This is a genomic window from Collinsella sp. AM10-26, from assembly GCF_003472525.1.
Taxonomy (GTDB): domain Bacteria; phylum Actinomycetota; class Coriobacteriia; order Coriobacteriales; family Coriobacteriaceae; genus Collinsella.
In genome coordinates, this window is sequence record NZ_QRMC01000001.1 from 338,169 (window position 1) to 357,894 (window position 19,726).

21 protein-coding genes and 1 tRNA gene are annotated in these 19,726 nt (G+C 59.9%); 10 read left to right on the forward strand and 12 right to left on the reverse strand.

Going from position 1 to position 19,726, the window contains the following annotated elements; translation table 11 throughout:
• Positions 1–27: 27 nt before the first annotated feature.
• The 6 genes from DW123_RS01490 to purH all read right to left on the reverse strand — a co-directional run bounded on the left by DW123_RS01490 (position 28) and on the right by purH (position 6,251).
• Positions 28–1,320, reverse strand: coding sequence for a HipA domain-containing protein (locus tag DW123_RS01490; RefSeq protein ID WP_118291473.1), 1,293 nt, complete (start codon positions 1,318–1,320; stop codon positions 28–30).
• Positions 1,320–1,610 carry a helix-turn-helix domain-containing protein gene (locus DW123_RS01495; RefSeq protein WP_082435520.1) on the reverse strand — a complete coding sequence of 97 codons (291 nt, stop codon included), beginning with the start codon at positions 1,608–1,610 and terminating at the stop codon, positions 1,320–1,322. Before DW123_RS01495 ends, DW123_RS01490 begins: the two co-directional genes overlap by 1 nt.
• Before the next feature lie 178 nt (positions 1,611–1,788).
• Entirely contained in the window at positions 1,789–2,832 is a 1,044-nt protein-coding gene (locus DW123_RS01500; RefSeq protein ID WP_118273016.1) for a sensor histidine kinase, read from the reverse strand.
• 9 nt (positions 2,833–2,841) lie between these two features.
• A complete protein-coding gene (locus DW123_RS01505) occupies positions 2,842–3,513 on the reverse strand; it encodes a response regulator transcription factor (protein WP_055251273.1) in 672 nt (223 codons plus the stop codon).
• A 176-nt stretch (positions 3,514–3,689) separates the two neighbouring features.
• Positions 3,690–4,397: a hypothetical protein gene (locus DW123_RS01510; RefSeq protein WP_233540103.1), complete on the reverse strand. Its 708-nt coding sequence runs from the start codon at positions 4,395–4,397 to the stop codon at positions 3,690–3,692.
• A 246-nt stretch (positions 4,398–4,643) separates the two neighbouring features.
• The gene (gene purH / locus DW123_RS01515) at positions 4,644–6,251 is read right to left on the reverse strand and encodes a bifunctional phosphoribosylaminoimidazolecarboxamide formyltransferase/IMP cyclohydrolase (RefSeq protein WP_118273017.1); all 1,608 of its coding nucleotides are present in this window, start codon (positions 6,249–6,251) and stop codon (positions 4,644–4,646) included.
• A 277-nt stretch (positions 6,252–6,528) separates the two neighbouring features.
• Here purH and DW123_RS01520 point away from each other — a divergent pair, with 277 nt between their 5' ends.
• A complete protein-coding gene (locus tag DW123_RS01520) occupies positions 6,529–7,170 on the forward strand; it encodes a GNAT family N-acetyltransferase (RefSeq protein ID WP_117794142.1) in 642 nt (213 codons plus the stop codon).
• 110 nt (positions 7,171–7,280) lie between these two features.
• Here the strand turns inward: DW123_RS01520 and DW123_RS01525 are convergent, their stop codons facing one another.
• Positions 7,281–9,227: a DUF2207 domain-containing protein gene (locus DW123_RS01525; protein WP_158570845.1), complete on the reverse strand. Its 1,947-nt coding sequence runs from the start codon at positions 9,225–9,227 to the stop codon at positions 7,281–7,283.
• Positions 9,228–9,743: 516 nt separating this feature from the next.
• Here DW123_RS01525 and gluQRS point away from each other — a divergent pair.
• The 3 genes from gluQRS (at position 9,744) to DW123_RS01540 (ending at position 11,585) form a co-directional block, all read left to right on the forward strand.
• Positions 9,744–10,745, forward strand: a complete 1,002-nt coding sequence (gene gluQRS, locus DW123_RS01530; protein WP_118273019.1) for a tRNA glutamyl-Q(34) synthetase GluQRS — start codon at positions 9,744–9,746, stop codon at positions 10,743–10,745.
• Between the two features lie 103 nt (positions 10,746–10,848).
• A complete protein-coding gene (locus DW123_RS01535; protein WP_158550249.1) occupies positions 10,849–11,115 on the forward strand; it encodes a DUF1778 domain-containing protein in 267 nt (88 codons plus the stop codon).
• A complete protein-coding gene (locus tag DW123_RS01540) occupies positions 11,112–11,585 on the forward strand; it encodes a GNAT family N-acetyltransferase (protein WP_082435587.1) in 474 nt (157 codons plus the stop codon). Before DW123_RS01535 ends, DW123_RS01540 begins: the two co-directional genes overlap by 4 nt.
• Before the next feature lie 82 nt (positions 11,586–11,667).
• On the opposite strand, the gene DW123_RS01545 is transcribed toward DW123_RS01540, so the two are convergent.
• Positions 11,668–12,432 (reverse strand): metallophosphoesterase, encoded by a 765-nt coding sequence (locus DW123_RS01545; RefSeq protein WP_233540104.1) that lies wholly within the window; start codon positions 12,430–12,432, stop codon positions 11,668–11,670.
• A gap of 85 nt (positions 12,433–12,517) precedes the next feature.
• Entirely contained in the window at positions 12,518–12,757 is a 240-nt protein-coding gene (locus DW123_RS01550; protein ID WP_117735535.1) for a hypothetical protein, read from the reverse strand.
• 473 nt (positions 12,758–13,230) lie between these two features.
• On the opposite strand from DW123_RS01550, the gene DW123_RS01555 reads away from it, so the two are divergent.
• The gene (locus DW123_RS01555; RefSeq protein WP_118273020.1) at positions 13,231–13,911 is read left to right on the forward strand and encodes a hypothetical protein; all 681 of its coding nucleotides are present in this window, start codon (positions 13,231–13,233) and stop codon (positions 13,909–13,911) included.
• Positions 13,912–13,932: 21 nt separating this feature from the next.
• Here DW123_RS01555 and DW123_RS01560 read toward each other — a convergent pair whose 3' ends face one another.
• Positions 13,933–14,694, reverse strand: coding sequence for a metallophosphoesterase (locus DW123_RS01560; protein ID WP_117735537.1), 762 nt, complete (start codon positions 14,692–14,694; stop codon positions 13,933–13,935).
• 373 nt (positions 14,695–15,067) lie between these two features.
• Here DW123_RS01560 and DW123_RS01565 point away from each other — a divergent pair, with 373 nt between their 5' ends.
• Genes DW123_RS01565 through DW123_RS01575 form a run of 3 tightly spaced genes read left to right on the forward strand, consistent with a single transcriptional unit; the run spans position 15,068 to position 17,684 of the window.
• On the forward strand, positions 15,068–15,610 hold the full coding sequence (locus DW123_RS01565; protein WP_055252376.1) for a hypothetical protein: 543 nt from the start codon (positions 15,068–15,070) through the stop codon (positions 15,608–15,610).
• An 18-nt stretch (positions 15,611–15,628) separates the two neighbouring features.
• Entirely contained in the window at positions 15,629–16,405 is a 777-nt protein-coding gene (locus DW123_RS01570) for a response regulator transcription factor (protein ID WP_118273021.1), read from the forward strand.
• A complete protein-coding gene (locus DW123_RS01575; protein ID WP_117635644.1) occupies positions 16,389–17,684 on the forward strand; it encodes a cell wall metabolism sensor histidine kinase WalK in 1,296 nt (431 codons plus the stop codon). Before DW123_RS01570 ends, DW123_RS01575 begins: the two co-directional genes overlap by 17 nt.
• 74 nt (positions 17,685–17,758) lie before the next feature.
• Here DW123_RS01575 and DW123_RS01580 read toward each other — a convergent pair whose 3' ends face one another.
• Together DW123_RS01580 and DW123_RS01585 are read right to left on the reverse strand one after the other, a co-directional pair.
• Complete coding sequence (locus DW123_RS01580; RefSeq protein WP_055252379.1) at positions 17,759–18,133, reverse strand: VOC family protein; 375 nt, start codon at positions 18,131–18,133, stop codon at positions 17,759–17,761.
• A gap of 11 nt (positions 18,134–18,144) precedes the next feature.
• Entirely contained in the window at positions 18,145–18,432 is a 288-nt protein-coding gene (locus DW123_RS01585) for a PTS sugar transporter subunit IIB (RefSeq protein WP_055252380.1), read from the reverse strand.
• A 163-nt stretch (positions 18,433–18,595) separates the two neighbouring features.
• Here DW123_RS01585 and DW123_RS01590 point away from each other — a divergent pair, with 163 nt between their 5' ends.
• Together DW123_RS01590 and DW123_RS01595 are read left to right on the forward strand one after the other, a co-directional pair.
• The gene (locus tag DW123_RS01590) at positions 18,596–19,219 is read left to right on the forward strand and encodes a hypothetical protein (RefSeq protein WP_118273022.1); all 624 of its coding nucleotides are present in this window, start codon (positions 18,596–18,598) and stop codon (positions 19,217–19,219) included.
• Between the two features lie 31 nt (positions 19,220–19,250).
• Positions 19,251–19,335, forward strand: a tRNA-Leu gene (locus DW123_RS01595).
• Positions 19,336–19,726 lie beyond the last annotated feature (391 nt).

Here is a 19,726-nt window from a genome sequence, read left to right on the forward strand (position 1 = left end):
CGCCCCGTTTGGGGCGGCACGTTTTTGTTATAAGGCGATCCTGCTTAGACGAGCTTGCACTTCTGGAATGATCTTCTCGAACATTACCTCCGCCTCGGGAAAACCCTCTTCTTTGAGACCGCGCGCCGCGTCTCTTAGCGCGTCTGGAACCTCATTGCAGGTGTCGGCTATCATCCCGGCAACGATTCCCGCGGGCAAACCCGCCTCGATCATTTGGTTCATCACCGATCCGCGCGTTACATCGTCGATCTTCCGGCTCCCACCAAACGAGACGCCCATCTCGCGAACAAGGCTGGGGTAAACCGTTGTGCACAGCACGTCATAGAGCGGCGCCAACCTCACTTGTTTCCAACTTTCGTCCCACACGAGCGACCAGTTCTTAAGATGGTTATCGCAGTTACCTACGGCATAATCGAACAGCTGGTTATAGCCGATAAGGAACCTATCCTCCATTTGATTAGTCGACACCCTTCGCACCGCATCGACGATAAGTCCCAGATAATTGACGCCCGTCGGCTCATATTTAAGCTCACGCGAGATACCCTTGGCCTGACAAACATCTTCCTGGTGCAAACGATATGGAATTGGCAATCCATCAACCGAGCGTCCGTCATCCGACGTTACTCGATCAAATCGCTTCACAGCGATAATCGGCTCGGCGTCCTCAACCCGGATTAGAAAGCATTCTTCGGCCGATAGGTCCATCAGAGATGCGGCTCTAACGCACATTGCTTCACACACCGTCTCGCCCGGAAACGTTTTCGACCCCGCCTTGAGGATGTGCGTAGATGGAGCCGCTCCATGAGGCAGGTACCATCCGCCGCACGGGTCATCGCCCGTATGGTAAAGGCCAACCTTCGCCTGAGCACCCGCAAGGGAGATTCGACTCTCTAGCGCTAAGTCAAAAGCAACCTCCGCCGGTGCGTATGCCAGCCTGCTTAGCCGCTCCCCATCTATCTCTTCATAGCCCATTTCGAGACCCTCGGCCGAAGGCTCTCGCGTCAAAACAAGAGCGCCGACGGGTTCATCGCGGACCAAATCGAGCACCTTAAAGTAATCTCCGCGTTCCGCTCGCGCCCTTTTCTCGAGGTCCCTATTAAGCTGCCCCTCTGGAATGATGCCAGAGAAAAAGGAGCCCGTTACGTCCGGGCTGAACGCCTCGGCCGACAAAGGCAGCGAGGCCGAAATCGGGGCCGCATCAGCACTCTCGAGATACTTGGGGTCATAGGCGAATATCGGAAGCCCGGCGTTTTCCTCTAATACGCCAACCAGCTGGTAGGAACCATTAAACTCACGATGAACGAACAGTGCGCCATCCATTATTTTCCCCTCACCTTCAGAATAAAATCGATATCCACGATGGAGGCGTAGTCGAAAATGACGCCAATTTCGACCGTTGTCCGCCCCCGCTCGATATCACCGATCACACGAAGGCTGCGACCCGTCATAGTCGCGACGTCACGTTGAGTTAAGCCAAGCTCACGCCTTCTGAGCCTGAGGGCCTTCCCCATCTCGGCCGGATCGAAAACCATGCGCTCCGAGAAAGCAGCTTCTGACGGCTTGAGCTTGATGCGCCCATCCAGCTTTTTAATCGTTGTCACTGTTCTCATGATGCTCCTAGCTATATTCCTATTCGTGAACACAGTATAAAACTACTAAGCTATGTTCATGTACGAGAATATAGTATCGACTTCATTAGCAATGTTCCCGTTCAGGAATATAGTTGTTAAAAGCCCCCGGTTTGTTCCCAGACGGGAAGATTCCGATCGGCCGCGCCATACGGGCCGGCTACTCAAAGTATTGGAACTTGTTCGTCGAGAAGGCAAACGTTACGACAAAACCTTCGCCGGGGTCGGACGCTGCGGTGACGTCGATGCCCATCTTGGAGCACAGGCGCGCCACCAGGTAGAGGCCGATGCCCGTTGCACGCTTGGTGGTGCGGCCATTGTCGCCGGTAAAGCCCTTCTCGAACACGCGTGGCAGGTCTGCCGCACACACGCCGCAGCCGTTATCGGCGACGGCAAGCTCAATGCGCTCGCTTGCCAAGCCCTCGTCCAGCAACGCGCCCGAAAACACGATCTTCGCGCCGTCCTCGCACGCATATTTAATGCTGTTCTGAATGAGCTGGCCCAGGATAAACTCGAGCCACTTCTCGTCGGTAAAGACCTCGAAATCGAGGTTCTCGCACACCGGAGCCACGTGCGCCGCAATGAGCTCGCGCGCGTTGGCCTTAATCGCACCCGCCACCAAGGTCTTAAGATCCCAGCGGCGAATCAGGTAATCGCGCTCCACGACTTCCGAGCGCGCATAGTACAGCGCCTGGTCGATATAGCGTTCCACGCGATCCAGCTCGCGGCCCAGGTCATCCACGCGCGACAGGTCGTCTTCGCTGCCGTCCAAGTTTTCCAAAATCAGATGGGCTGCCGCCAGGGGCAGCTTGGCCTCGTGGACCCAGCTCTCGATATAGTCGTGATAGTCATCGGTCTGACGCCGGCCTTCGGCAACCTCATCGCAAGCGGCTTTGCCCACCCGGCGCAGAACCTCGTACTCGAGCTCGCCCTCGGCATAGGTTGGGCATTGCACCATCTCCTGCACCCACGCGGGGCTCTCCAGCTCCTCGGCCGCACGCTCCAGCTGGTGCAGAAAGCGGCGACGGCGCGCATATTCGATCACGATACCCAGTACGCCAAAGATAAAGGACACGCCAACCGCCACGATCACGATGGATGCGGGGGCGCCGGCCACCGTCAGCACAAAGCAGCTCAGTAGCACGCCGCACGTCCACACGGCAACGGGCAGCAACGCGTCTTTAAAGAACTTGCCAAACGACATGGCCGGACCCTAAACCGAATAGCCTTGGCCGCGGTGCGTGGTGAGGTACCCCTTGACGCCGATCTTGTCGAGCGTCGCACGCAAGCGATTGATATTGACGGTGAGCGTGTTGTCGTCCACAAAGGCATCGGAATCCCACAGGTCCTGCATGATGGCCGAGCGCGAGACAATCTTGCCCACGCGACCCAAGAGCAGCGAGAGAATGCGCAGTTCGTTTTTGGTGAGCTCGGTACTGTCACCGGTTGCCGTATTGGTGACCGTGGAGCGGGCAAGGTCGAGCTCCAACCCCTTGTGGACCATGGTGCTGCGCTCGCCTGCCGACGTGGTGCGGCGCAGCAGCGCGTTGATACGCGCCACGAGCACGCGCGCGCTATAGGGCTTGGAAATAAAGTCGTCCGCGCCGAGTGTCATGGCCATGACCTCGTCGATTTCGGTCGTGCGCGACGTAAGGACGATGATGGGGACCTCGGATTCGCGGCGGACTTCGTGGCAGATGTGCTGGCCGTCTTTGACAGGAAGCGTGAGGTCGAGCAGCACCAGGTCGGGCGCGGCAGCGAGAATATCGCGCGAGACGTGCTCAAACGATTCGCAGGACTCGACCTCAAAACCAGCACGGGCAAGGATGTCGGCGAGCTCGCGACGAATGGGCTCGTCGTCCTCAACGATATAGATCAGCGCCATGGATTACGCTCCCCTCTTAGTTGTCTTACAGCCATTATTGCCGCGAAGTCGCCGGCACGCGCCTCGCGCGGCAACAAGGTGACAGAACTGTTCGCGAACGAAAGGTTCGACTCGCCCTCGCTCGCAACGGGTGCGGGGATCAAATGATTATAAAATCCCCGCGCCAGAAAAATCATTTAGCGGCGGGCGCGGAGCTTTTCGTAACCGGCGGCGAAGAAGGTGACCATAGCAGCGTCCGCCTCGGCAGCGTCGGCATCGGCAGCGGGAACCACGCCGTGCTCGTCGCTCACCAGAAACAAAGCACCCTTGAGCTGCGCGGGAATGTCTACGCGCGTGACCGAGATGCCCTTGGTCTGGGCCAGCTGCTCGATGAGCGTCGCCGTACCGCACAGGCACTCGTCCGCCGGCGCCACAAAGGCCAGCTCTCCGTCGTTGACGGAAGCGAGCAACTCGGGCGCCACGCCGGTTTCGTCGGCCTCGGAGCGGGCCTCGGCAGAGCGGGCACGCAGCGCCTTGGCCGAAGTATCGGCCAGCGGCTCGTACTCGCCCACCGTCATGGCGGCATTGCCGTTGACGTCGATCACTAGCATGAGCACGCCGTCGTGCGCGGTGTAATCGCCCTCGGCAAGCGACCACTCAACGTGCTGCTTGGCCCAGCTGAGCATGTTATGGGTAAGCGGCTCGCCCTGCACCAAGCGCTCGGACAGCGCACGGATGTGACGGTTGAGCATGGGTACCTTTTTGTTGGACATGCGCCAACGGCACACGAGCGCGGGCTCGTCGAGCGTAAACTTCTCAACCGCCTCCTGATTGGCGCAAAAGTCCTCGTACGCGCGCTGGTCCTCGGCATTGCCAAACAGCTCGGCATCATCAATCTGGGGCATGGTCATCCCTTTCGTGTTAGTCATTCCGTCCTCTTATACCAAAAAGACGGCCCTCCAAACGGAGCGGCCGTCTTTTGCAGAGATTATTTTGACGATATGGCCAAGCGACCGATCAGCTTAATGGGATAGAACAGCATCCCATTAAGGGTTTTCCAAGTGCCCGAGATTGCCCCGAAAGAGGAGCGCCGCGTACTAAATGTACGCAAGCGACGGTTTGAGGGGCAAGGTCGGGTGCTTGGGAAAGCCCTAGTGCCTAAAATGCCTGGCCCCTGTGAACACCATCGCAATGCCATGCTCGTTGCAGGCCTGGATACTCTCGTCGTCGCGCTTGGAGCCGCCGGGCTGGATGATGCAGGTCACGCCGTGAGCGGCAAGCACGTCGACGTTGTCGCGGAACGGGAAGAACGCATCGCTTGCGCAGGCAAAGCCGCCCTTCTCCACGCCCTCGCGCTCGCAGAAGTCCTCGGCGCGCTCGCAGGCAAGCAGCGCGGAGTCAACGCGGTTGGGCTGACCCGGGCCCATGCCAATGCCGGCCTTGCCCTTGGAGACCAGAATGGCGTTGGACTTAACGCCCTTGCAGACCTTCCAGGCAAACTCGAGCTCGGCCATCTCGGCGTCGGTGGGCTTGCGGTCGGTGGGGAACGTAAAGGTCGCGGGGTCCTCGGTCACGTGGTCGACCTCCTGCACCAGCATGCCGCCGTCGATGGAGCGCAGCTCCACCTTGGCGCCGTGGTCCACGCCGCCGGTAGCCAGCACGCGCAGGTTGGGGCGCTTGGCCATGCGCTCGAGCGCCTCGGCGGTGTAACTCGGGGCGATGATGACCTCAACGAACTGCTTGTTCTGATCGGCAAAGTGCTCAACCAACTCAAAGGGAACCTCGCGGTTGCAAGCGATGATGCCGCCAAAGGCGCTCTTGGGATCGCAGGCAAAAGCGCGGTCGTAGGCAGCCGTGATGTCCTCGGCAACGGCGGAACCGCAGGGGTTCTGGTGCTTGAGGATCACACAGGCAGGCTCGTCGAACTCGCGGACCAGGTTCCAAGCGGCGTCGGCGTCCAGATAGTTGTTGTAGCTGAGCGGCTTGCCCTGAATCTGCTCGGAGCCAACGAGCGGGAACTGCGAGCTCGCGGTGTTCTCGCAGCCCTCGGCAAAGCGATAGACCGTGGCCTTTTGCTGCGGGTTCTCGCCATAGCGCAGGTCGTCGACCTTCTCGAGCGAAACCTCGAGCCTGGCAGAAGTGTCCGCCACGTCGCCTGCCTGGGCGGCAAGCCAACGAGAGATAGCCGTGTCGTAGGCGGCGGTGGTCTGGTAGACCTTCACCTGCAGACGACGACGGGTGGAAAGCGTGGTGCAACCGCCGGTCTCGCGCATCTCGGCCAGGACGGCGTCGTAGTCGGCCGGATCGGAGATGACGGTAACGCTCGCGGCGTTCTTGGCGGCGGAGCGCAGCATGGAGGGACCGCCGATGTCGATGTGCTCGATGGCGTCCGCAAAGGTGACCTCGGGGTTGGCGACGGTCTTCTCGAACTCGTACAGGTTGACGACGACCAGGTCGATCAGCTTAATGCCGTGCTGAGCTGCCTCCTGCATGTGCTGCTCGGAATCGCGGCGGGCCAGCAACGCGCCGTGAACCTTGGGGTGCAGGGTCTTAACGCGGCCGTCCATCATCTCGGGATAACCCGTGAACTCCTCGATGGGGGTTACGGGAACGCCCGCATCCTCGATAGCACGAGCCGTACCGCCCGTAGAGATGATCTCGACGCCAAAGTCATCGACCAGCGTCCGTGCGAAATCGACGACGCCCGTCTTATCGGTAACCGAGATCAACGCGCGTGCGATCTTCACATCAGATCCCATGCAGTCCTCCTGTCTGGTACGCCGCCGTGCTCTGTGAGTCGGTGATACGTCGATCTGCAGCGCTCGCGCAGCGGCATTGAAAATACTGATTTAATGTAGCGCATCGAGCGCGTCGATGCACCCCGCAACGGTCGCATGTGCAGAAAAAGCTTGCGAGTGGAGGATGTGGGCGCAGCGCCGGGCACGGTGAGTTCATGGAACACAGGGGCACCATAATTAGATGCCAATGGCGTGGTAGAACTGTGCTCGATATGCATCCGCAAAAGAAAGAGGCACCATGGTCTCGCGGGTTCTCTACCGACCGTTTGACACCGAAGACTTCGACGCCATCGCGCTGATTCTGCAGCAGCTTTGGCATAACAATTCGGATAACGATGAGTACAACCGCCTCGAGGCCGCGTGCGACCTCGCCTATTGCCTTTCGTCGTCGACGTTTTCGCAGGTTGCCGTCATCGACGGTCAGGCGCGCGGCATCGCGCTCGCGCGTGCGGGGCAAAGCTCCGGCGCCACCGTCAAGGAACATTGGATGGATACCGAGCGCGCGCTGCTATCGCAGATGCGCGAGCTGGAGCCCGATGCCTGCGCCGAGTATCTCTCGTTTGTGCGCGCAACCATCCGCACCAACAACCGTCTGCTCGAAAGCAGCCCCCTGCCACACGACAACGAGGTCACGCTGCTTGCCGTGGATCGCGATGTCCATGGCTTGGGCGTCGGCTCGGTGTTGCTCGATGCTGCGGTCTCGCACCTGTCCTCGCGCGGAGCGACGAGGGCGCACCTGTACACCGACTCCAACTGCTCGTGGAAGTTCTACGAGCTGCACGGCTTTAAGCGCACGGCAACGCACCGCGCCAACCGCGAAGAGCGCCGCCACGACATGCCGCGCGAAAGCTTCCTCTACGAGCTGGACCTAACCGCCTAAACCCGGCAGCCACACCTAGTCATTCAAGAACGTCCCATCTCGGCACATAAGAAAGGGACGGGCTTCCCCCGACGGCTGTCGAGAAAAGCCCATCCCGTAATTTAGGACCGCTAGAACGTTCCGCCGCCGCCTCCGCCGGCACCGCCGCCTCCGCCGCCCGAGAAGCCACCGCCTCCGCCGCCGCTCGAGCTGTCGGAACTCGAAGCCAGCTCGCGGATGGTCTCGTGATACACATCGTTGAACGAATCGAGCGGAGACTCGTTGCCGTAGTGATGGTAATACCACCAGTAGCAGGGGTAGTTGTCGTAGAAATCGTCGCTATTGCGCAGGTCCGCAGGCACTGCCTCGGCCAGCTGTCGCAGCACTTCTTTCGAAACGCCCAGCGCCACGCCCATCACCAGCAGTTTGTTCCACAAGATCAGGTCGCTGGGGATGGCCTCCTTCAGGCGCGTAAAGTCCTCGAGCCAATGCTTGAGCGCCTTGCAGCGAGCCGCCACCTCGGCGCCCTCCGGCGTGTAACGGCGGAAGGTGCAGCTCAGGACAAAACCTACAATCGTGACGGGGATCGAGATCATAGCGGCACCGACGTTGGCGTCCGCAAAGTCGGTATAGAACAGAGAACCCAAAATGCCAAAGACAATGATGATGCCGAGAACCAGGCCGGCCACCATCGCGATAGTGCCATCCGATGCGATAAACTCGCGCTCCTCCAGCTTGCCCTTAACCGTGCTCTGATAGTCCTCGAGCTTGTCGCCAACAGATTCAGTACGCTCGCTGGCATACTCCTCCAGCTCGCTAAACGTGCGCGAACGGACGCCGTCTTTATCGGGCTTAACGCCAGCGAAGAAGACCTTGAGCACGTCGCGATCGATGCCGTCCTTCTTGGCAGCCTTCCAGGCCTCGTCGGTCACTGTGATGCGATACGTCCGCTCCTCTTTTTCGCGACGGAGCAGACCCTTCTTCTTGGTCTCGGTCGCTTCTTCTAGCTTGATCACGCGGTCGTCGGTCAGCTTCATCAGCGTGGCGATATATGCCTGATCGGGCACGTCGTTCCAGCTCATAAGAGCTGCAAGCACCGCGGGATGGTCGGCCGAGGGCACGTCGCGGAAGTATTCATCTTGGAAAAGCGGCTTTGGCTTGCGACGGCGCAGCTTGAGCACGACGATTACGCCGGTAAAGGTCACCGCCGCGACAACACTTACCGCGGCAAGCGTATTTGCGATCATGCGGGCGCGGGCGCGGCGGGCGTTGGCCTCCTCGGCCCATGTCTTCTCCTCGCTCAGGATTGTCGGCATGCGCTCCTCGCTCGAGGCGGAAAGTCCTGGCACCCAGTCGCTGGGGAAGGCGATGCGCGCCTCGGCAAATTCGCCCTCGTGCACGCACGGAATGGCGTAGGTGACCATGGGTTCGTCCGCATCGATCGATACGTCGCCCGTCAGTGGGCCGTGGCCCCACGCACGGAAGTTGTCGCCCTTGCTCGCTGGCGTTCCGATGGCACCGTCCGCGAAGTAAACTTCCATCTCGACGTCGTCGGAATTCGCAGACCAGCCGTCACCCACGAACTTCCAGTAGAGCTCGGCGGTATCGGCCCAGTTCATAACCGCACCGGTCATGGTGTAGCTCACGTAATAGATCGCGCTGTCGTCGCTCTCGTGGGGGCTGAAAACCTTGATCCTTACGCTGCCGTCGGACTGCTCAACCGTATAGACGCCGCTGTCGCCTTTGTTTGCATAGTCGACCCTGCTAAACGCGGCATCGTCTTCCTCGACGCTCAGCACATCGACGCCCGCCGTGCCGCCCTGCTGGTTGGTGCCCGTATTGATATCCCAATACACGCCGTTGATATCGTCGTCGAAATCAAACTGGCGTCCCTCGACAACGGTCAGCGATCCATCGGCTTCAACCGTGGCACCGATATAGGTTTGGGTCATGGAGTAGCCGTCGGCGTGCGCGGCGGCAGGCAGTAGCAACAACGCAAGCGCGACGAGTGCGCAGACGGAAGCGAATCGCGCAAACAGGTGGCGCTGCCGGCAGGTCTTGGCAACGGGGGCGTTCATAGGCACATCCTTTGTCTGTGATACCAGTAGCGTCATTGTCCCACGTTTGCGGGTTCATGTGACGAACATCTAGGTCAGCGGAGTGTCAAAACGGGACAAAAGTCACGCCCGCACCCCGGCAGTTAGTCGTTGGGGACGTTCTTAAATGACTAGTCATTAGGGACACCCTTGGCATGGCCCGCGCCAGCAATAGATACCACTTCACAGCACCGTCACAGGTGTAGCGGCTTTGTGTGGGCGCGGCACGCGCTGATTGAGCCGCCAACCGAGGGGCATAAAGCAGTTGAGCGAAAACGGTTGCCCCTTTCCCGTTCGCTCGAGGATCATGTCCCCCTTTTCCGCGGAAACCCCGGCAGTTGCGAAGAGCTGCCGGGGTTTCTGTCGTTTGAGAGGTTGGGCTGGCGGGCGGCGATCGAGCTGTCGAGCCGGTGGTTCGACACGCGCAACGCGCGGCCTCGGCAACTTGCAGGCCACGGCAACGTCTCCCCCACCGCGCCCCGCGCTATACTCGTCCGCATGGATATCATCGCACGCAACATAGCAACCCCCGCCGCGGACGCACCGGCAACGGCAGTGCCCACCCCCGTCGTGGGCCGCTTTGCCCCGTCGCCCTCGGGCCGCATGCACCTGGGCAACGTGTTCAGTTGCTTGTGCGCGTGGCTTTCGGCCCGCAGCCAGGGCGGCAGCATCGTGTTGCGCATCGAGGACCTCGACGATCGCTGCAAGCGCCCCGAGCTTGCCGCTCAGCTAATTGACGACTTGGCCTGGCTGGGGCTCGAGTGGGACGAAGGCCCCTACTATCAGCACGATCGCCTAGACCTGTACGAAGCCGCTTTACGCCAGCTGCAAGACGCCGGCCTCACCTATCCCTGCTTTTGCACGCGCGCCGAGCTCCACGCCGCAAGCGCGCCGCACGCCAGCGACGGCACGCCCATCTACCGCGGCGCCTGCCGCGCTCTTTCTGCCGAAGAAGTTGCACGCCGCAGTGCTCTGCGCGCCCCGGCCACACGCCTGCGCGTGCCCACCGTAGATGACCTCGCGGAAGACGTGATTGAATTCGTGGACCGCACGTACGGCGCCCAATGCGAGGCGCTCGCCACCGAGTGCGGCGACTTTTTGGTGCGCCGCAGCGACGGCGTATTTGCCTATCAGCTAGCCGTAGTGGTCGACGACGCCGCCATGGGCGTCACCGAGGTCGTGCGCGGATGCGATCTGCTGGGCTCCACGCCCCGCCAGATTTACCTGCAGCATCTGTTGGGTCTTCCCACGCCGCACTACGCGCACATTCCGCTGCTCATGTCGCCGGACGGTCGCCGCCTTTCCAAGCGCGACCGCGATCTGGACCTAGGCGAACTACGCGCCCGCTTTGGCATACCCGAGGCACTGCTGGGATGGCTCGCCGGGCAAACGGGCATCGCGCCGGACACCACACCGCGCTCTGCCGAGCAGCTGGCCGAGCACTTTAGCTGGGATGTTATCCGAGCGCACCGGGAGAACATTACTGTAACGGTCGAGTAGTCAAATACGCCCCGCCCCCTCGCCCCCCTTCAACGAGGACATAATTCTGCGTCTTGTTATGTACGGAATAATTCCGTACAATTGTGCAAAGGAGGTTTTTGCCATGCCAACGATTGAGAAACAACGCCGTATGGATCTAAGGTTGACCGAACGTCAACGCCTTACTTACGAGCGCGCCGCGGCCTTGCGCGGGCAAACTCTCACCCAATGGGCCACAGCCCACCTTGACGAGAGCTCCGCACGTGATATCGCCGAGGCATCAACAACCTATCTTTCTCCTGATGGTTTCGATGCATTTTGCGAAATGCTCGATTCCCCCATGCCCCAAGCCGCAAAAGCGCTGCTTGACCGTAAAGCGGTTTGGGAATGAGCACATTTACCAAGCCCGTTCAACTCCCCGTTGGCCAAGGCATCGAGGCTTTCCACTGCGGAAATACTCTTGTAGACGGATGGGCTAAAAACAGATCAGCCTCGGCGCGAAGAAGAGGATCAGCAGTTATATACGCATCGTATTGCGACGGCGCAGTCGCTGGGTTTTATACGTTGTGCACGCACTCCGTGGCTCGCGAAAATGTTGATGGAGGATGGTTCGTGCGAAACTCCCCCTCCCAAGTCCCCACAGTGCTGCTTGGAATGATGGGGGTCGATGAGAAGTTCAAGGGGCTTGGTCTTGGAGCTTCACTGCTCAAAGATGCCATCGAGAACGCCTTGAAAATTTCTGCCCTAGCAGGAGCGCGAGCTTTAGTTGTCGATCCAGTAGATGATGAGGCGGCAGCATTCTATGAACATTTTGGCTTCGCCACCCTACCGGGCACCAACCGAATGGCGCTGAAACTTTAGATCGTCGGGCGACATCTCCTCCAGCTCCCAGCATGCCCTAAGTTACCCTACAAATAAAGATTACTACTGAAATGTAGGGTAACTACCCAAGGTATCGTATGAAGTTCTCGCTATTCCCACCCCTACGCAACATCCCAGGGCTGGAGTTCGTCGCCCAGGCGAACGATGCAGTCGTAGAGCACGGTATGGCGCTCGGCCGGGTTGGCATCCCGATGGAAATGCCCGTAATACCAGCGCTTGTAGTCCAAGCGATCTTCCAGCTCATCGAAAAATGCCGTAAGCCGATCAACGGCGGGGTAATTCCAGCCGGACGCCGGATAGAACGTGGACGAAAGCATGCGCGTGGAGCAGTGTGGGTGATTACGTAGTCGACCTTCCAGCCCACGCTGCCGAGCTTTGTCCGTGCCTCCTCAAAGTTGCGCTCGTCCGGCAGCTCCTGAGGCCACCAGCTGGAATACGGTATGCAGTATTCCTTGTCAACACTCGTGGCACCGCCCATGGTAAAGATCGTTGAGCCATCGAGTTCAAAAACCTCGCCGCGCGTCAGGCGCCGTACGGGAGAGGTATCCGACAGGCGCTGCGTCAGCCCACCGTGCCACAACTCCATGGGTCGCTCCGCCCAGTGATCGAAACGCTCGTGGTTGCCGTCGATGAACAGCACGGTATAGGGGCGCGACTCCAGCCAAGCGATGTCGGCGCATTCCTCGGCAGAGAAATCCCACGGAAAGCCAAAGTCGCCCGCAATGATGAGATAGTCGTCGCTCGTCAAACTATCCCCAAGATCCCAGTCGCGCAGCTTTTGCATGTCGAGGCCGCCGTGAATATCGCCCGTCACATAGACCGTCATCGGATCACCACTTCCCTGTAAGTCGCTAGCCCGCATTCTGCACGATCACTAAGCCAACCGTTCCAGCACTTCCATCCCTTAGGGCTTACCCCTCGTTCTTCCATCCAAACGGGTCAAGCACCCAAAAAACCAGATCGAGCGCGCTGCCGGTCATCATGGCGCCGGCAAGGGCCATGCAAATGTGTAGAGAGACGGCACTTCGGAGCACGTCGAACGGCCCCAGAACAGCCAGCAGCGCGACCGCTGCGCCGGCAAGGCACAGCACGAGGCACGGCCCCGCGTCCTTGACGTACTTCTTTGCGAGATGCTTGGTGTTGTCACTCATTACTATCGAGCTCCTTAGAGGGTCGTTGTTCAGGTACATGCCGCCGTGGCAGAGCAGGGCGACAGGGTAAGTGTCACATGTCGTGCGGACATCAATAAAGAAACCGCCTGCTCGACCAACCCTTGACGCCGTTTTGCACCGGCACCCCATCCCCCGCTATCGAGGTCTAATACTTTTCCCGAGAAGTGAACGGCTGTTTTTGGACCCCTGAAACATCCGCATTTTTCGGCCGCAAAATCGCAGGATTTCAGCACCGAAACCGCAGGAAACGACACACTCAAAGTGTCGATGCTTCGGCGGTCCGATTTAGCTCGTTCACTTCTCCGGAAAAGTATTAGACCTTGATTCTTTGCTGCCCCGAGGGTGCGGCGCTTCCTTCTCTGGAACCCTCACTAGCACTGGCACCCCTAGCCGCTGCGACCGCAGGCATGCCTATAATGAGACATGTTTCCTAATGAGAAAGGAATCCAGCTATGAGCGAAGCCAAGCTCGCCGATTTGAACGAAATCCAGGACTTTTTCAACCGTGTCGACAGGCCCTCTGTCGAGCCGATAGGCGTCAAAGACTTTATTGGTTGGTGCAACAATCCCTACAAAAATGATTCCAATAGGACAGTAGATGACCAGGCCAATGTGCTTGGTCAAACCGTACGCAGCCTAAATTGCCTTAATGAAGACAGGCTTATGGAGATGAAATCTGCCCTGAAAGAAGGCAGGTGGAATGAATGGCTTAAAAACAATGGTATAAAAGCATCACCGGAAGATGCTGTTTTCTACCTTGCGCTTAAACACCGCACCGACAGCCAAGGGCATTACCGCTTTTACTTCGACAAAGATTCGGTTGCAGAAATCGATGCCTTTAATCCTTTCAAGGACAATACGACTGTTTTAGATCAGCAGTGGCATGTGCTCATCTCCCTGCTTGCGTTCCGTGACGTCGCCCATGCCCTAAGCAACGAGCGGCACGAATGCCATTGCCTATACCAGCACATTAAAGACTGGGACAAAGGTGACTTGAACGCCCTGGAACTGCGATTCAGCCGTTATGCCTCCGGCACCATTGAACTTCAACTTAGATCAAAGGGTAAAAATTGGCAACGGCAGCCCTCTTCGGCGATGGACGAATGGCTTAGGGTAGCGTTGTGCAGGCCGTAGGAGAACTAATCGCCCACCAACCTACTCCAGCCCTTGGCCGCTGTACTTCCCCGTCTCCGAGTCGTAGCTCAACACGGCGACCTCGCCGTTCTTCATGACGTTCCCGTCGATGTAGTAGTGGCTGGCCCCGTCATGCCAGATGCCGCGATAGCCCGCAATGCCCGAAACAACCTCGGTGTTGATATGCCCGGCGATAACATCCAGATAGAACTCGCGCCCCACGTAATCGGGCAACATCATGGTTAACGACTCGACAGCCGTGCCAAGCTTCCAATCCTCCCCGGCTTCCTCGTCAACGCCGGCGTGCACAAAGACCTGGCCGAAGGGGCTCTCGTAAAAGTAAGGGAGCTTGCGAACCCACGCGATGATGTCCGCGTGCTCGGCCTTTATGCGCTCAACCGTAAAGGCGTAGGCCTCCTCGAACTCCCTGAGCCTCAAAAGGTGCTTAACGTGCTTGAATGCCTCGGCGTCTAAGAAGCTCTTGGCCGTTGCCAGATTGCTGTCGGCAAGTATCCATGCCTGCGTGAAATTGGGGTCATTCACCTCGTCAATGTACTCGAGGAACATCTCCTCGTGGTTGCCGCGCAGCGCCACGACGCGATCGCCGTAGCGCTTTTGCAGGTCCATGACGAGCTCGAAGACCCCGAGTGAATCGGGGCCTCGGTCGCAGTAGTCGCCAAGCAAAACCAGCTTGGAATCCTCGGCATCGAGGTCGACGGTGGAAAGCGATGCCTTAAAGGCGTCCAAGCACCCGTGAATGTCGCTCATAGCGTAGATATGCACGTATGACCCCCTGTTTACGTCGGGACCCCACTCGTTTGCGCCATGCGGCACGGCGGCCCCTCTGATTTCGCGGGCGCCAGGCAGTTTTGCCCTGACGCGCCCTCAACGTTGACAATAAGTATATCTCGCCGTGCGGACACAAATTTACCCTTGGGCTCTAGCCGCTCGGCCTGCGCTTGCCTCAAAGGCCGCCTCCGCGTCACCCAAAAACTCATCCAACATTAATCTTGGCTCAAGAATCGCTTAATCTATAACCTGCACTATAGAGTTCGACCAAGGGCGGGGCGGCGCCGCGCGACGCAGGCCGCCGAACGCAACGCTCGCGCCCGGGCAAATCGCCCGGCGTCGCGCCCATCGAACGAAAGGACAGGTCATGGACGACCTCGAAAAAGTTGAAACCATCCGCACCAAGTGCAACGTGAGTTACACCGATGCCAAGGCAGCACTCGATGCCGCCGACGGCAACGTTTTGGACGCCATCATTTGGCTCGAGTCGCAAGGCAAGACCCAGACCACGTCGGCGCACGCCGCCACCGAGTCCGAGCCGGTAGATGAGCCCTCGGCCGAGATGGTCGCCGCGCAGGCCGCCTACGAGAAGTCGAGCGAAAAGACCGACTTCTCCAAGAAGATGGACAGCGTGTGGGAGTACCTCAAAAAGCTCTTCCGCCTGAGCCTGGACACCAAGTTTATCGCCACGCGCCGCGATGCGATCATCCTCAACATCCCCATCCTGATTCCCATCGTCGCCTTGTTTGCCTGGGGCGCCACGATATGGCTGATGCTGATCGGTCTGTTCTTTGGCATGCGTTACCGCATCGATAGCGACGGCGACGTGCCCGGCAGCATCAACAACCTGATGAATCACGCCGCCGATGCCGCAGACGATATCAAGCAAAATCTGAACGACGACAAGTAATCGCAGACGGGGGAACGCATGGCACGAATCCTGATCGTAGAGGACGAGGAGAAAATCGCCCGCTTTGTGACGCTCGAGCTGGAGCACGAGGGCTACCAGGTGGAGCACGCCGCCGACGGCCGCACCGCCGTCGACCTGGCGCTGGAGCGCGACTACGATCTGATTCTGCTCGACGTGCTGCTGCCACAGCTCAACGGTATGGAGGTGCTGCGGCGCGTGCGCAAGCACAAGGATGTGCCGGTGATCATGGTCACCGCGCGCGATGCCGTGATGGACAAGGTAGCCGGGCTCGACGCCGGCGCCGACGATTACCTGACCAAGCCGTTTGCGATTGAGGAGCTGTTCGCACGGATCCGCGTGGCGTTGAAGCGCTCGGAGGCCGTGCGGGCGGCTTCGGGCGTTGGCGGCGCTGGGACCGGGGAGGGCGCTACGGGTGCCGGTACCGCCGCGACGTCCCCGGCTAGCGACTCGGCCAAAACCTCTGCCGTGCCCTCCCCCGCCGCGCTCACCGTGGGCTCGGTTGCGCTCGATCCCGACCGCCGCGAAGTCATCGTTGGTAGTTCAACCATCGTACTCACGGCCCGAGAGTTCGACGTCCTCGCCCTGCTTATGGCGCATGCCGGCACCGTGCTCACGCGCGAGCGCATCGCGCACGAGGCGCTGGGCTACGAATACGTAGGCGACACCAACAACGTCGACGTGCACATCGCGCACCTACGCGCCAAGATTGAAGACGCCGGCGGCGCCCGCATCATCCAGACCGTGCGCGGGGTGGGCTATGTCTGCCGCGCATAACGCCGAGACCAAGCGCGTCACCTCCATTGCCCGCGCCATCAACTGGAGCTACATGTGGCGCCGCCTGATGAGCTACGTCTGGCTCGATCTGTGGCTGCTGGTTGTTGCGGCGGCGATCCTGGTCTATGGCTACAACCAGACGCTGCCCGACGGCGCGTTTACCGCAGGCTGGATCCCCGGCGCCACCGTTCACGGCATGTCGTTCGCGCCCGCGCGCGGCTTGGACCTGGCCACGCTCACCTATACCGTCGAGCTTGCGCGCACCACCAAGACCTTCCCCCTCGCGCAGGACCTCATCGCGCTGTGGCCCCTCTATCTTGTCGTTGCGGGCGGGCAAGTCATCAGCGTGCTCAACATGCTCAGCGGCGCTCGCCGCGTGCGCCGCACCATGGCACCGCTCAACGACCTGGCCCTGCGCGTGGACGAGCTCGGCCGCATGCAGCTCTCCGGCGGCAAGATGGAAACGCTGGAGCAGGCAATCGAACGCGCGAGTGTCGACTCGCCGAGCGTCACCACCGGCGACGCCGACCTGGCGAGCATCGAGGTCGCGCTCAACCGCCTGCTGCGCCAGATGCAAGAGGCCAAGCTACAGCAGATGCGCTTTGTCAACGATGCGAGCCACGAGCTGCGCACGCCCATCGCGGTGATTCAGGGCTACGTGAACATGCTCGACCGCTGGGGCAAAGACGACCCGGACGTGCTGACAGAATCCATCGCGTCCCTCAAGGCCGAAAGCGAGCACATGCAAGAGCTCGTGGAGCAGCTGCTGTTTTTGGCGCGCGGCGATGCCGGCCGCACCGTACTGAGGCGCGTGGACACCAACATGGCCGCACTGGTCGGCGAGGTGTGCGAGGAATCGCAGATGATCGATGCCGAGCACACGTATCGGCTGGCGTACGACACTGCGCTCGCCAGCGACCCGCGCTGCGATGCTTCTGTCGACGTGGCGCTCGTGAAGCAGGCCCTGCGCGTGATCGTGCAAAACGCCGCCAAGTATTCGGACGCGGGCACGTCCATCACCTTTGGCGTAGCGCAGGATACGGGCACGGGCGCGATCGACATAAGTGTTGAGGACGAGGGTATCGGCATGAATCAGGAATCCGCAGCTCACGCGTTTGAACGGTTCTACCGTGCCGACAACGCACGCGATGCCGGCGCGCAGGGCTCGGGTCTGGGGCTTGCCATTGCCAAGTGGATTGTCGATAGCCATGGCGGCGTTATTGGCGTGACCTCGGTCGAAGGCGTCGGCAGCCGCTTTACGATTCGCCTGCCACGGTAGGAAGCCCCTCGGCGTAAAAAAGGGATAAGGCCATGCGGCCCTATCCCTTTTTGTTCGTTATGGCAGTTTGTGCGCTACTCGCGGCACAGATGCACGGCGAAGCCGGCGAACTCGCGCTTAAAGTACACGAGCTTGGTAGAACCGTCGGGCAGCAGCGCGCGCGACTCCTCGTTAACCTCGAGCCCGCGCTCGGCAAACCACTTCTCGGCCGCATCGATGTCGTTGACGGCAAAGCCGATGTGGCCCTTGGTGCCACGACCGTTCTGCTTCATGACCTCGATCAGCGAATCGTTAAAGTACGAAACCGGGGTCTCGATAACGGGCAAGCCCATCATCGTCGAGAACAGCTCCGCGATCTCCAAGGCGTCTGCCGGGTCGGCGGCGTTGATGCCCACATGGGCGACGCGCATGCCAAAGAGCTCGACCGGATTGGCGTTCTGCTCATTCATACAGGCAGCGCCTACTGAGCCATGACGTCGAGAACGGCCTTCTCGGCAGCAACGCGGTTCATGCCGGTCATGAAGGGCACGCCGCTCACGTACGGGCAGGTGAGGCCCTCGGGGGCAACGGTGGTGGCGATCAGCAGGTCGGCGCCTTCGTCGCAAGCGTCCTTGGCCTCGGAGATGGCGCACTGCACGATCTCATACTTGCCGGCATAACCGTTGGCGTCGAGCATGGTAGCGACCTTCTGGGCAACGAGCGTGGAAGTAGCAGCGCCAGCACCGCAAGCCAAAACGATCTTCTTCATAGGTAATGTCTCCCTTCATGGTTTACTTTAGGTAAGTGTACCGCAGCGAGCGATGGTGCTCGGCCTCGATGCACTTTTGTACCAGTTTGCCTGCGCGCTGCGTATAATACATCTAGTACGTGTTGTCATACCGCTTGTTTTACGAGCGACTAAGGACCCTAATATGCCCGATTCCCGCACACTCTGGACCGCCGTCGTTGTTATCTGTATCGCCGTGTCGGTGTTCTTTAGCATCAAAAAACGCACCACGTTTAAGCGCCTGCAGCAGTTGATGGCCGCCAAACAGTGGGACGAGTTCGATCGTTTGCTCGACGGCAAGCTCACCAGCATGCTGTACCCGCGCTACAACCGCGACTACCTGCGCCTGAACTCCTATCTGCTGCGCGAGGACCACGAGCACGCCAACGAGATGTTCGACCTGCTGCTGGGGCTCAACCTGCCCAAGATGCAGCGCGTCGACCTGGTGATCAAGGCCTTTAACTACTACGTTGGCCAGGAGGACCGCAAAAAGTCCAAGGAGTTGCTGCACGAGATCAAGGGCTTTGAGGGCGGTCAGGCCGAGGCAGTCGCGCACGAGTGTCAGCTGATGTACGACACGATGATCCTCAAGCGCCACAACGACATTCCCGAACTGGAGCGCATGCTCGAGGATGTCGGCGACGACCCGGTCAAGCGCTGCCGCCTGGAGTACCTGCTGGCCCTGCAGTACAAGAACAAGGGCGACGAGGCCAAGTTCCAGGAGTTCCTGGAGAAGTCGGGTCAACACTCGATGGCCGTCAACGCGTAACGGACGGCTTGTGCTAGACTTCTAGTCTCACGGGGGCGTGGCGGAATTGGCATACGCAGGAGACTTAAAATCTCTCGCCGCAAGGATTGTGGGTTCGAGTCCCACCGCCCCTACCATTGGCTTTTACGGGCCCGTATCTCCCAGAGATGCGGGCCCGTTTCTTTTGCACGCCGGTGGGGCTCGAACCCGCGAGGGGGCAAGCGTTAAGCAAACGCGGAGCGTTTGTAGCGAGCCGGCGAGGGCGCCGGCAGGCGACCGAAGCCGGTGCGTATTTGCGAAGCAAATACGCAGACGTCCCACCGCCCCTACCACGTATTGTTTACGGGCCCGTGTCCCCAAGGGATGCGGGCCCGTTTCTTTTAGATGCCGTCAACTGCAGGGCAGCTAATTTGGGACGGGGCTTTTTTGACTACTTTTCCGCCCACCCAATGAGTTTTCTGGGACGGGGATTTAATAAGGCTCTGTTAGACCAGGATTGACATTCCGCCCCGTCATCTTCTTGCGATT

Coding starts and splice junctions, on each gene's coding strand:
- DW123_RS01590 (WP_118273022.1), top strand. CDS start 18,596: ATGCCCGATTCCCGCACACTCTGGACCGCCGTCGTTGTTATCTGTATC.
- DW123_RS01555 (WP_118273020.1), top strand. CDS start 13,231: ATGAGCGAAGCCAAGCTCGCCGATTTGAACGAAATCCAGGACTTTTTC.
- DW123_RS01580 (WP_055252379.1), bottom strand. CDS start 18,133: ATGAATGAGCAGAACGCCAATCCGGTCGAGCTCTTTGGCATGCGCGTC.
- DW123_RS01510 (WP_233540103.1), bottom strand. CDS start 4,397: ATGCCCCAGATTGATGATGCCGAGCTGTTTGGCAATGCCGAGGACCAG.
- DW123_RS01505 (WP_055251273.1), bottom strand. CDS start 3,513: ATGGCGCTGATCTATATCGTTGAGGACGACGAGCCCATTCGTCGCGAG.
- DW123_RS01585 (WP_055252380.1), bottom strand. CDS start 18,432: ATGAAGAAGATCGTTTTGGCTTGCGGTGCTGGCGCTGCTACTTCCACG.
- DW123_RS01575 (WP_117635644.1), top strand. CDS start 16,389: ATGTCTGCCGCGCATAACGCCGAGACCAAGCGCGTCACCTCCATTGCC.
- DW123_RS01570 (WP_118273021.1), top strand. CDS start 15,629: ATGGCACGAATCCTGATCGTAGAGGACGAGGAGAAAATCGCCCGCTTT.
- DW123_RS01520 (WP_117794142.1), top strand. CDS start 6,529: ATGGTCTCGCGGGTTCTCTACCGACCGTTTGACACCGAAGACTTCGAC.
- DW123_RS01490 (WP_118291473.1), bottom strand. CDS start 1,320: ATGGATGGCGCACTGTTCGTTCATCGTGAGTTTAATGGTTCCTACCAG.
- DW123_RS01500 (WP_118273016.1), bottom strand. CDS start 2,832: ATGTCGTTTGGCAAGTTCTTTAAAGACGCGTTGCTGCCCGTTGCCGTG.
- DW123_RS01550 (WP_117735535.1), bottom strand. CDS start 12,757: ATGAGTGACAACACCAAGCATCTCGCAAAGAAGTACGTCAAGGACGCG.
- DW123_RS01545 (WP_233540104.1), bottom strand. CDS start 12,432: ATGACGGTCTATGTGACGGGCGATATTCACGGCGGCCTCGACATGCAA.
- gluQRS (WP_118273019.1), top strand. CDS start 9,744: ATGGATATCATCGCACGCAACATAGCAACCCCCGCCGCGGACGCACCG.
- DW123_RS01525 (WP_158570845.1), bottom strand. CDS start 9,227: ATGAACGCCCCCGTTGCCAAGACCTGCCGGCAGCGCCACCTGTTTGCG.
- purH (WP_118273017.1), bottom strand. CDS start 6,251: ATGGGATCTGATGTGAAGATCGCACGCGCGTTGATCTCGGTTACCGAT.
- DW123_RS01540 (WP_082435587.1), top strand. CDS start 11,112: ATGAGCACATTTACCAAGCCCGTTCAACTCCCCGTTGGCCAAGGCATC.
- DW123_RS01535 (WP_158550249.1), top strand. CDS start 10,849: ATGCCAACGATTGAGAAACAACGCCGTATGGATCTAAGGTTGACCGAA.
- DW123_RS01565 (WP_055252376.1), top strand. CDS start 15,068: ATGGACGACCTCGAAAAAGTTGAAACCATCCGCACCAAGTGCAACGTG.
- DW123_RS01495 (WP_082435520.1), bottom strand. CDS start 1,610: ATGAGAACAGTGACAACGATTAAAAAGCTGGATGGGCGCATCAAGCTC.